Below are 11195 nucleotides of genomic sequence, written 5' to 3'. Positions count from 1 at the left end.
TCAACACGGAAACGAACATCAATATCGTTTCACATACTGCCTGAAGCCCATCAACATAAACATTTGTGTAACAATGTAGGGGCAAGTAAAGTACACTCCTTGGCTGAGCCCGGTATTGTTGAATTAAGACTGCTATGCTTTTGTCCGCGCTACGACGGCGAAGTTTCCCGGCCTGGGTCGGCATCTTCGCTATTTTGACCATCTTCGTTGCACCCGTGATTTCACAAACACAGGTGCTTCACGAGCATGGCGCAACTCTGCCAGGCAACCACAGCGGCAATCTAGCGGAGCAATCGCATACCGGACACACGATGTCCGGGCACCACGCAAGGCCATCACACCATTCTCCGTCATCACCGTCGATGATGATGGATCATGCCGCTTGCGGTTATTGCGTACTTTTTTTGTATACGCCAGCGCTATTCGCGGCAGGATCTCCCAACCCCATACTGACCACATTTTTACCTGAAGCACGGGTTATCCATTTTATCTCCCGTATTGTGCTTCCCGAACGTTACGCTTCCCCGGTGGTACGCGCCCCACCTTTCTGAATCACGCATCATCATGCTCATGTGCATTTATAACGCGTCGCGCTATACCCTTTCAGGTGTAGCGTTTGATCATTTTTTTGCTAAATGATTTCAGAAGGTTTTATGTCACAGCCTAATAAAGCATCAGCCACGGCTGCCGCCTCCAGCATTCGCCTTGCAGGAGAAACCACGTCAGACCAACGCGCGATAGATAACATATCGCCACGTGCCACAATCGTCGCCTTATTCATCCGACTGCATTTCTATATCGGTATTTTTGTCGGTCCTTTTATTTTTATCGCCGCCCTGACAGGAACGCTGTATGTCCTGACGCCGCAGATTGAAAATCGGCTGTATTCACACCAGCTTTTCACAGAAAGTCAGGGCACGCCGCATTCACTGGCTGAGCAAATTCGTACCGCTCAGGCAGTTATCGCTCATCAGGGTGCAACATTACTGGCAATACGCCCCGCGCCTGCCGCAGGAGAAACCACCCGCGTCATGTTTGCCTTACCGGAATTAGGGCCATCGGAAAGCCGCGCCGTTTTCATCGATCCCGTCTCGCTGGAAAATCGCGGCAGTGAGATTGTTTACGGCACCAGTGGCATCCTACCATTTCGTATCTGGCTTGATTACCTGCACCGTGGGCTACTGCTAGGCGATATCGGGCGTAATTACAGTGAGCTGGCGGCATCATGGCTGTGGGTTGCAGCACTAGGCGGCATCGTCATTTGGTGGTCAACCCGACATCTGTCATCCGCAGCCAAACGGCAGAAATTGAAAAATAGCCAGACGACGGCAGCGAAGACACAGCGCCTGCGTCACTGGCATGCCACTATGGGGCTAAGTCTTGTGCTTGGTTTACTCTTTTTCTCTGCGACAGGGTTAACCTGGTCGCAATGGGCAGGAGGTAACATTTCTGCCGCGCGTACCGCGCTAGGATGGCAGACCCCATCGGTAAAAACCCAGTTGCCCGAGCCAATGCCTCACAATGACATGATGCACGGTCACGATATGACGATGGCTACGGATGAGCACGCAGAACACCATTCGTCCATGCCGATAGGAAATGTCGACGCCTCTTCACCCGCGTTATTTGACGAGGTACTGGCTGCTGCACGTCATGCCGGGATTGATGCCAATAAAATCGAAATTCGCCCCGCCACTAAACCGCACCGCGCCTGGACCGTCACTGAGATCGACCGCGCCTGGCCAACACAGGTTGATGCCGTGTCAGTAAATCCTGATACGCTGGAGATTGTAGACCAAACCGATTTCAACACTTTCCCGATGGCCGCCAAGCTCACTCGTTGGGGCGTGGATGCACATATGGGCGTATTATTCGGTTTGCCAAACCAGCTCATCCTCGCAGCGTTTGGGCTTGGGCTCTGTGCAATGATCGTGTGGGGCTATCGAATGTGGTGGATACGTCGCCCGAAATCTCGTCATAGTGCGAATCCGGTGAACACGCTGACTGCTGCCTTGCTTCGGGTTCCTATCTTTCACCGCTTGCTCATTGTGCTCATTACGGTGCTGTTGGCGATGAGTTTGCCCGTCATGGGGATCAGCCTGCTTATTTTCCTGCTGATTGACACGGTTCGGTGGTATATGAGCCATCCAAAGCAAGGCATTCTCAAAAGCTAATTCCCGCGTGGCGATTATCCCTGCATAGCCATAAAAAAACCGCCATTGTGTAACACTATTTGTGCAACATAATGGCGGTCAATCAGCAATCCCGGTTAATGGTTACGTTAGAATGTCCTCCAGTCCGCTAACTCACCTTTGGCAACGTTTCTTTCTGCACGGTTATTTTTAGGGGCAGACAGCGCAGGCGTTTCCACTTTTTTATTTAACGCAGCACTTTTATAAGATTCACCAAGATTGAATACACTAACCGTACGCGCGAGGCTATTTGCCTGATCCTGCAAAGAGAGCGCGGCAGCGGCAGATTCTTCAACCAGTGCAGCGTTTTGCTGGGTTGTGGTGTCAATCTGTCCGACGGCCAGGTTGATCTGGTTAATACCATCGCTTTGCTCACGGCTGGCCTGGGCAATTTCACTGATGATACCCGTCACCCCCTGCACATTCGTTACCAGCGAGTTCATCGTGACGCCAGTTTCTTCTACCAGCCCCATTCCGCCCTGCACTTTCTTGAAAGAATCATCGATAAGTTCTTTGATTTCTTTTGCCGCCGTCGCGCTTCGCTGGGCCAGCGCACGTACCTCACTGGCGACAACGGCAAACCCTCTTCCCTGTTCACCGGCACGAGCCGCTTCAACGGCCGCATTCAGTGCCAGGATGTTGGTCTGGAATGCAATACCATCAATCACACCGATAATTTCCGCCATACGCTGTGATGAATCACGGATACCACGCATTTCCTGCGTTACGGTTTCCATCATTGCACCACTTTTCTTCACCGTTTCAGACGCACTGGCCGCAAGATCTGTCGCTTGCGTCGTGTTGTCTGCAGTATTTCTTATCGTTGACGTCAATTGTTCCATCGACGACGCGGTTTCTTCCAACGAACTAGCCTGTTCTTCCGTTCTGGCGGATAAATCCTGATTCCCCGCCGCAATTTGCGATGCCGCGCTGGAGATCGTTTCTGCACCATCACGTACCTGACTGACAATCTGCCTCAGGCTGCTGCTCATATTGTTCAAGGCAGAGAGGAGCTGACCAGTTTCATCTTTACGGTCAGTATAAATCTCAGAAGTCAGATCGCCTTTCGCCACATTTTCGGCAATCCCCAGTGCTGCCTGTAACGGCTGGGTTACACTACGGGTAATCAATGAAGCAATAATCAACCCGGCTAGCGCACTAATGATAATAACCGTAGCAAGTACCATCAGCGCATTTTTATAGCTGTCTCCGACCTCTTGCGCTGAGGATGACATTTTATCATCCTGTATATCGATGAACTCGTTGACTTTGCTGATATACTTCTCCTGGGTGATACGCGTTACCTTGAAGTATTCTTCGGCAGCCGCTTCTGTGTTACCTGCCAAGATCAGTGAAGAGAGCCTGTTCGCTGAACCAAGAAAATCGCGTCGGATGTCGCCAATATCACGTAGTACTGCAACAGACTTATCGTCATTGGCGGACTGGTTCAGATACTCCATGAGTTCAGATACTTTCCCTGAACGCTCTTTGTTTAGCGCCAACTGTTTATTGATTTCACTTTCTGATTTAAGTAATAGCAATAGTTGCTGATTATTGAGATAACCGTTCAGTTCATCAATCAACTTATTACTTTTGGCGGTCAGCGGATAATTTTTCGAAACGATCTCATCCACCTTTTCGTGAAAGTTACTTAACTTTGAAATAGCAACGCTGCCAATGACCAAAAGCATTAATACCAGAAAAGAAAACCCCGCTCCTAATCGATATCCTATACGCCAGTTGGAAAAACTCATTTACATCTCCTTAATTAATTTTCTCTATCCACATAAAAACAATAAATTTCAAATCAATATTTATCAAAAAAATACAAAAAGTTACAATTTGTATTTTTAATACAAACCTACACACATCTCTAAACAGATAATTTCATTTATATGCTCTGGTGAGAAACGTAAACAATATGTAAGTAGACATACTCATCAAACCATATTCACCGTGACAGGGGTGAATGGGTCTAGCGAGATACAACGCCGATACCAGGCCTCTATAGATTCTGGCAGTCGAAAAAACGTCATCTTTTACGCCTCATCTTTCACCGCACTTTCCCGTACCATGACCTAATTTTTTACATTCTCATGTCTTGCAAAACCCAAGAGAATTATCGTCACTAAACATAGTGTTTAATAGCAGCGGCAAGGAGAAAATACACGGCAGAATAAATCCCCCCCGACGCCGAAGGCGGTATCGTCCTTTTGTAGATAATCTTTATATTTTCTAACTAATGGTATTAATATCTATTTAATCGATCGTTTTCTTACAATCTATCTCTTTATAAGATATTATTTTTTAAGTGAGGGAAATGTGGCATTTAAAATATAACAATAAACACGAAAACAAATAATAACAATTTGTCATACATTTGAATAAATTCTTTCCACATTTATATTATGTCACGAATGGGAAGTAAAAAACAGACAGGGTGAGATGAATGACGTACGATAGCGTGTTTCCAGTCATTTTCCGCAATCGATACAAACTGTATGCCTTGAGAAAAAAGACTCACCCGGACGCATTTTCATCAGCACGCCAGGGTGATTTAATTTTGCTATTTATTTTTTGAATCTATCAGAGATGCAGAGCCACATTCCAGCATTACTTTTTCTTGGAAGTGGCTTTGGATTTACCTTTCAGCAATTCTCGGATTTTCTTTATCTCTTTCTGCGTTAACGGTGCTTCTGTACCGATCTCTTCTGTGCCCTGACTGTCCACAAGTTCAGGAGACAGCTCAGAGGCCTGATGGCTGTAATCAAAGCTCCGCAGTAACCGAGCACTGACTTCTGCACTGATAGATACTTCGTTTTCCAGGGCAGCAGCTTTGATTTTTTCTTTCAGCTCTGGGGAAATCTTCAAGGACAGGCTAGATATCTCACTCATTTTATTACCTTTCTAATGGGGTAAAATAGTAAACTATGACAGGCGGCCTATAATGTCCATACTGAAATAAAAATTTAATATTTCCATCACAAAAATAGCACAATTAATTTCTTAGCAAGAATATTATTCATTCACTATTTTTATTTCCCTGCCAAATGTTATGTATTTCTGTTTCTCATTCTCCAGTCATCAATCATTTTTCGGGTCACTTCATCTTTGTAACAGGTCGGGGATATCCCCCTGTTCGGCTCCATGCGCTACGCTTGCCACATTTGCTGCCATTACGCGCTGAATTATAAGGACAATTACCGGAATAAGAAGAAGGTGACTCCTGAATGATCCGTTCTTTGATCTGTTCATCAGAAATCCGGGTGTTTTTCGCCATACTAGGCGTAGAGAAAGGAAACAGCACCACAGCACACACCATCGCAACAACCAGCGTCGTTTTCATACCGAGGGTCTCATTTTAGCCAAAGGATAATAACTGTAGTACAAAATACGCCCCGCAGAACGCGGTCTTCCAGACACCCATTATGGGTTAAAAAATTGATCATAAAATATTAACAACATAAAATGCAGGCGCTCTGAGGATAAAAGGAAACAAACGTGCCACATCACTCCCTATGGGAACTCATTAAACTTACCTACACGATCGGTTTTGTCATCGCCCTGATCGTGACTTTCTTGTTAAGTAAAGATAAGTCTCTGTTCATCCGATTCTTTGCCTCGTTAATTATCGGCCTAACCTGGCCGCTGAGCTTTCCTGTTGTCCTGCTGTTCTCCCTTTTTTGAACTCCTCCAGATAACCGGCATACTGAATCAGCACTGCAACACCTATTCGTACCTTTTAGAGAGTATGCCCCACGATGAGTAACATTCTGATTCAGCGCCTGGCTAACGCTGCAAATGGTGCAACAACATAACTGCCGCTTCGCGCTCCTTACGGAAAGAAGCCCATCTTGCGGCAGCGCATTATATACGGTGGACGATTTGATGGTTCACAAACGGCGGGAAGCGGCGTTACCACAGGGTTGCTGATTAGCCACGGTATCGACGTGTTTTCCGATCGTGAGATCGAGCAGTTAATCGAACGTGTTGAATACTGCGATCGCCACGCTGATGCGTAACATCGCCACTGCCCCATCACCACAATGCGGCAGTGACGTTATGCCAAAAAACTAACGGACAACTAATACGGATATTTTCGCATGGCGAACGATAGCAGCGGCATTTGAGCCAAGTAAATAGGTTTTTACATCTGGCCGTCGCGAACCGATTACGATCAAATCCGCATTAACCTCCTCCGCCAGCGTAAGCACTTCATCTCTGGCCGAACCAAAGCTGACGCTGTATGACAAACGCGATGCTGGAAGATCGATTGTTTTCATCAATGACTTGAGCTTGTCATTCGCTTTCACCACCACCTCATTCTCAAACTCTTTTATGCCAAAAGAATACGCAGATAAGAACGCCGACGCATCTGGGAGAGAATGAAAGAGGTGTATTGCGGCACCTGACATTTTGGCCAACCTGACTGCATGCGTAATCGCGTGTTTGGTGAGTTCATCTTCTTCTATATCTACTGGCACCAGAATGCTCGTGTACATAATCACCTCTCCCAATGTGGATAACTGATTACCTGTCAGCATGTAAGAAGCGTAGTTCGTCTATCGTCAGCAGAATATGATCCCGTTCACTTTTACACATGTTGCTCGCTACTTTTAGCCAGTCAGGCGCCCATTAACTCACCCCAGCGCTTCTTTAAAGCGATCGTGACTTTCCTTTAAAGCGACCGCGAATATATTCGCGACGCTTCACCCCAAGGGTGATAGCCCATTCCGCTAAAGTGGAAGTCATAGCGTTCATAAAAACCGAGCAGCTCAGTACATAAATGCAGCTTAGAAAAACCCGCACGACGGGCTTCCTGCGCCAAGTGTTCTATCAACTGTCCCGCATACCGATTGCCGCGATGATCCTCTTCAACGTAAAGCGCGCACAGCCAGGGATAAAGATCCATACGGCTGATGAAATCATTGGTAATTAATCCTGCACCACCAATAATATGCCCATCCTTTTCCAGCAAATACCAATCAGGTAATGGGTTTTCGGCACCAATGCAGTGGTTGATACAGTCTTCGTAAAGCATCAACGTCTCATCGGATGCCCAGTGGTGTTGGAAGTAGTGAATCGCCCGTTCTTTATATTCAGGGTGATGTCTGACAGACATAATATTCACCATAGGATTATCGACGCCTCTTCCATGAAGCAACGATGTGCTCCGTTGTTTCTACCGTAATCGTGTTACCTGGAATAATAAAATTCCGCCACACATCGTTGTAATGTGTGATTAATTGCTCTGCTTCCAGTTCACCGCGATTGGCCGTCGTGTGTGCATCAGCGGCAATCGTCAACGTGTAGCCTCGGCTGGCCGCATTTTTAATAGTTGCATCAACACAATAATCCGTCGCACATCCGCAAATCGTAAGGTGGTCACCCCCCAGTTCCGCCAACACATTGGCTAACGGCGTACGATAAAACGCATCGCACGCCGTTTTCGTGATGGACAAACAGCCCTCTGGCTGGTTCAGTTCAGGCAATAATTGCCACCCCTCGCTGCCTGACAACATACCTTCTTCTTCATGCTGGATGAAAATAGTCCGATCTGCTGCGTCTGAAAGCTGGTTTATCAATGCAACCGTCTGCGCCTGTCGCGCTCTTGGCGTTGCAAACACCGCATTTTGCATATCAATGACCATCAAAACCTGCATCTTTTTTCCTTATGTTGGCACGTAACACCGGCACACATTATCATCACGAAGGTAACAACCGGCCATCACGCCAGCCAGGCTGACTCGGGCTAGATCATGTCCACTATACCATGAGGATAAAACTTGATTTTCCCTGAGCGCAGAAAATCAATATCAAACCAGCGGGTAACGATCGGCATACCGTTTGTCTCTATGCCATGAATGATATCTTGTTGATAAAGCGACTCATCTTGAAAACGTGCCTCATAAACAAAGACAATTTCATGCCCAGGTTTGCCATTGTAGGAGAAAATATTTTCTGAAACGCCTAACAGCGAAAAATCCTTGGTCGCCGCGCTAATTTCCTCTTGAACTTCCCTCTCCGCTGCTGCCTGAGACAATTCGCCAAAATCAACGCCGCCACCAAGTGGCAGCACGTAATGCTCATCTTTTATAGGATCATATCCTTCTGCTAACAGAATTTTGCCATTGTTTCGGAAAAGACAAACTGCTTTTGTTCTGATCTTTTGCATACCAACGCTCCAGGTAAACTACAGCACTCTTTTGATAAAAAGACGTTTTTGATAAAAGACATTTTCTGATAAACGCACATTTTTTAACAGAATGACATGGATTGATAAAAGGTGTATAACCCTACAAAATGTCATCTTTTTGTAGAGATAAAAATCTGTATAGCGTTTAATCAAAATGCATTAATAATTTTTATGTTCAGTGAATGTTTTTCTCTTCCTCCTTTTATCTCGTCATGTTTAACTTATTGAAGCTATGCATCTCACACAATTATTTCAGACATAATACGAGTGGGGAACGATACATTCATATTTATCCGTCTGACCATTGATCGGCATCACCCTTTCGCGTTTGGCAGTATCCCCAGGCCACATTACGTTTATTTATCTTATCGACTGGTTTTATGCGAATGATCGACTAAAGTTAACTAACCATTTATTCATATCTGGCGGACAGCAGATTCGTGCTGTCTGGCAAGATGTGCATTAACCACGTCAGAAAACGCACAAGGCAAGGGAGGAAAATAATGCATTCAGAGGTGCCCCAAAATGAGCTCCCGATATCTGACGCTTTCGGTCCTGACTCTCGGGTCAGTGACATGGAAATGCTCGGCAACATTGTGGAAGAAATCATTCAATCAGGCCTTTCCGTCAGTAACAAGGCCATCATTGCTAAATTAGTTCACAAGATTGAAACCGAGGCCAATACCGCTTTTCAGGAGAAATATCGAGCATTGCTGGAGTTAGTTGTTTATAAAACTCAGGACGACTTTCTGATTTAATGTAAGGTCAAAGTACTACGCTATTATTTTCCGGTACGCTTATATTTTATCGGTCAGAATTTTATTTAATACGTGCGCCTATTAATGGATACGCCCGCGATAAACAACACAAATATTTGCATTATTATTTATGACCAACAACTCGCGATTTATTAATGACGAAGAGCACAAGCGATAACTATTTATTTTACCAATCGTTAATATTTGTTTCTAAATGAATAGGCAATAAAAATAATTCGAATCGCAGCGTCGCTACACGTTCACAGCAGCTCGGTACGAACGCTGTTTGTAGTTATGATAAATGCCTTAAGTCATAGCGCTGAACTTTTAGGCATTAAACCTAATCATTAAACCTAATCATTAAACCTAATCATTAAACCAAATACTGCCGGGAACAGGGCAAACCGAGCTTTGCATGGCTCGGTTTGAGGAACTAATTAAACAACTTTAACAACGCTAGTAGTAATCTTTCGAACAATGGGTAACACAAAAAGCAGCACAGGAAAGGCTACGAGCCAAGAAATACCCCACGAACTCAGCCATTTTTCTGTAAATTGTGAAGATAAACCAACCCCTTTAAATGTACTAATTAATGAGACCAAGCATGTCATTAGGATTGATAGTAACAATGGCATCACTAATGATGCATATCGTGCAGGGAGTTTAGGTATACCAAAAAATATAATATCATTTTTAGAAGCGTTCACAGCATCTCCAACATATAAATAATCGTGCACAATTATATACTCAATATAGAGCACATATTTACTTGCGTTGATTAACGTGAACGCTTACGAAGGATCACTTACAGTGATAGCTGTCTTTATATCCAAAACCCAGATGAAATACAAGCCAAGATTAATACCCAAGAAAGATACGATTCAATCAGCTACAATGGGTTAAATAGCCCATATCAATAAAATATACCAAACCAATACCAACACCTAAAAACGCAAACGGGCTAGCCTAAGCTAACCCGTTGAATTTTTTGGCGGAGGAGTAGAGATTCGAACTCTAGAACACTTTCGCGTCGCCGGTTTTCAAGACCGGTGCCTTCAACCACTCGGCCACTCCTCCGCAACGACGCGAACTATAAACAGTGAATGAGGCCTTGTAAAGTATCACTACGCTCAATTGCCTGAAAAATAATCTAACGTAGCGTATTTGAACGTAAAACCGTCACACAGTAGATAAAATAGCGCAACTTATCTCCAGCACTCTACAAATTGCAGAACAACACGCGAGCACAGGCTGGAAGGATGAAAAATTTGTAGAGTTTTGTAGAGTAAAGAAGGGTAAACCACCTTTAATAACGTTCCGAAACTATTTATTCTCTGGCATTGGATAATAGCACCTGAAGAGAGAGTCGCTGATATGGATCGTATTGTTGTTTCTTCTACTCGTGAAAGCTCGCTACTCAGCACGCACAAAGTGCTGCGCAACACCTATTTCCTGCTGTCGCTAACGCTGGGCTTTTCCGCCGTTACCGCAACGGCAAGTACCGTACTTAACCTGCCTGCCCCTGGCTTGATTCTGATGCTGGTTGGGTTTTATGGCCTGATGTTCCTGACGCACAAACTGGCAAACAGCCCTGCGGGTATTCTGGCGGCATTCGCTCTGACTGGATTTATGGGTTATACGCTGGGCCCGATTTTAAGCTCGCTAATTTCTTCCGGCGCAGGCGACATTGTTATGCTAGCGCTAGGCGGCACGGCACTGGTGTTCTTCTGCTGTTCAGCCTATGTCTTAACGACACGTAAGGATATGTCCTTCCTGTCAGGCATGATGATGGCAGGATTCGTCGTTCTGATTGTTGCCGTCATCGCCAATCTGTTCTTGCAGATTCCGGCATTACATCTGGCGATCAGCGCCCTGTTTATTCTGTTCTCTGCGGGTGCCATCCTGTGGGAAACCAGTAACATCATTCACGGTGGCGAAACCAACTACATCCGGGCAACCGTTAGCCTGTATGTCGCGATATATAATATCTTCGTTAGCCTGTTGAGCATTCTGGGCATCATGCGTAACGACTAAGTCTCGTTTAGCACT

At 45.4% G+C, this 11195-nt stretch carries 12 protein-coding genes, 1 tRNA gene and 2 pseudogenes; 6 read left to right on the top strand and 9 right to left on the bottom strand.

Features of this window, described 5'->3' with window-relative positions:
• The first annotated feature begins 134 nt into the window (after window positions 1-134).
• Both O1Q74_RS07105 and O1Q74_RS07100 read left to right on the top strand, forming a co-directional pair.
• The gene (locus tag O1Q74_RS07105) at window positions 135-551 is read left to right on the top strand and encodes a DUF2946 domain-containing protein (RefSeq protein WP_271877526.1); all 417 of its coding nucleotides are present in this window, start codon (window positions 135-137) and stop codon (window positions 549-551) included.
• Between the two features lie 102 nt (window positions 552-653).
• Window positions 654-2174: a PepSY-associated TM helix domain-containing protein gene (locus O1Q74_RS07100; protein ID WP_271877524.1), complete on the top strand. Its 1521-nt coding sequence runs from the start codon at window positions 654-656 to the stop codon at window positions 2172-2174.
• A 107-nt stretch (window positions 2175-2281) separates the two neighbouring features.
• Here the strand turns inward: O1Q74_RS07100 and O1Q74_RS07095 are convergent, their stop codons facing one another.
• The 3 genes and pseudogenes from O1Q74_RS07095 to O1Q74_RS07085 all read right to left on the bottom strand — a co-directional run bounded on the left by O1Q74_RS07095 (window position 2282) and on the right by O1Q74_RS07085 (window position 5538).
• A complete protein-coding gene (locus O1Q74_RS07095) occupies window positions 2282-3946 on the bottom strand; it encodes a methyl-accepting chemotaxis protein (protein WP_271877522.1) in 1665 nt (554 codons plus the stop codon).
• An 859-nt stretch (window positions 3947-4805) separates the two neighbouring features.
• A complete protein-coding gene (locus O1Q74_RS07090; protein ID WP_271877520.1) occupies window positions 4806-5087 on the bottom strand; it encodes a hypothetical protein in 282 nt (93 codons plus the stop codon).
• A gap of 158 nt (window positions 5088-5245) precedes the next feature.
• Window positions 5246-5538: pseudogene (locus O1Q74_RS07085) on the bottom strand (hypothetical protein).
• A 155-nt stretch (window positions 5539-5693) separates the two neighbouring features.
• Here O1Q74_RS07085 and O1Q74_RS07080 point away from each other — a divergent pair.
• Both O1Q74_RS07080 and O1Q74_RS07075 read left to right on the top strand, forming a co-directional pair.
• Window positions 5694-5879 carry a GhoT/OrtT family toxin gene (locus tag O1Q74_RS07080; RefSeq protein WP_271877517.1) on the top strand — a complete coding sequence of 62 codons (186 nt, stop codon included), beginning with the start codon at window positions 5694-5696 and terminating at the stop codon, window positions 5877-5879.
• Between the two features lie 96 nt (window positions 5880-5975).
• Window positions 5976-6214: pseudogene (locus tag O1Q74_RS07075) on the top strand (2-thiouracil desulfurase family protein); the annotation flags it as partial.
• Between the two features lie 51 nt (window positions 6215-6265).
• Here O1Q74_RS07075 and O1Q74_RS07070 read toward each other — a convergent pair.
• From O1Q74_RS07070 to O1Q74_RS07055, 4 genes are all read right to left on the bottom strand, one after another.
• Window positions 6266-6694: a universal stress protein gene (locus O1Q74_RS07070; RefSeq protein ID WP_271877511.1), complete on the bottom strand. Its 429-nt coding sequence runs from the start codon at window positions 6692-6694 to the stop codon at window positions 6266-6268.
• A gap of 176 nt (window positions 6695-6870) precedes the next feature.
• Entirely contained in the window at window positions 6871-7326 is a 456-nt protein-coding gene (locus tag O1Q74_RS07065; RefSeq protein ID WP_271877509.1) for a GNAT family N-acetyltransferase, read from the bottom strand.
• A gap of 4 nt (window positions 7327-7330) precedes the next feature.
• Window positions 7331-7855, bottom strand: a complete 525-nt coding sequence (locus tag O1Q74_RS07060; RefSeq protein WP_271877507.1) for an isochorismatase family protein — start codon at window positions 7853-7855, stop codon at window positions 7331-7333.
• A gap of 89 nt (window positions 7856-7944) precedes the next feature.
• Window positions 7945-8367 carry an NUDIX hydrolase gene (locus O1Q74_RS07055; RefSeq protein WP_271877503.1) on the bottom strand — a complete coding sequence of 141 codons (423 nt, stop codon included), beginning with the start codon at window positions 8365-8367 and terminating at the stop codon, window positions 7945-7947.
• Between the two features lie 524 nt (window positions 8368-8891).
• On the opposite strand from O1Q74_RS07055, the gene O1Q74_RS07050 reads away from it, so the two are divergent.
• The gene (locus O1Q74_RS07050) at window positions 8892-9146 is read left to right on the top strand and encodes a biofilm/acid-resistance regulator YmgB/AriR (RefSeq protein WP_271877500.1); all 255 of its coding nucleotides are present in this window, start codon (window positions 8892-8894) and stop codon (window positions 9144-9146) included.
• A 437-nt stretch (window positions 9147-9583) separates the two neighbouring features.
• Here the strand turns inward: O1Q74_RS07050 and O1Q74_RS07045 are convergent, their stop codons facing one another.
• The gene (locus O1Q74_RS07045; protein WP_271878802.1) at window positions 9584-9757 is read right to left on the bottom strand and encodes a DUF2798 domain-containing protein; all 174 of its coding nucleotides are present in this window, start codon (window positions 9755-9757) and stop codon (window positions 9584-9586) included.
• A gap of 378 nt (window positions 9758-10135) precedes the next feature.
• Window positions 10136-10223, bottom strand: a tRNA-Ser gene (locus O1Q74_RS07040).
• A 297-nt stretch (window positions 10224-10520) separates the two neighbouring features.
• Between O1Q74_RS07040 and yccA the strand changes: the two genes are divergently transcribed.
• The gene (yccA, locus tag O1Q74_RS07035; protein ID WP_107167731.1) at window positions 10521-11180 is read left to right on the top strand and encodes an FtsH protease modulator YccA; all 660 of its coding nucleotides are present in this window, start codon (window positions 10521-10523) and stop codon (window positions 11178-11180) included.
• Window positions 11181-11195: the final 15 nt, after the last annotated feature.

This window comes from Pectobacterium sp. A5351 (assembly GCF_028335745.1).
Taxonomy (GTDB): Bacteria; Pseudomonadota; Gammaproteobacteria; order Enterobacterales; family Enterobacteriaceae; genus Pectobacterium.
This window is presented reverse-complemented; position numbering and strand designations above follow the sequence as displayed.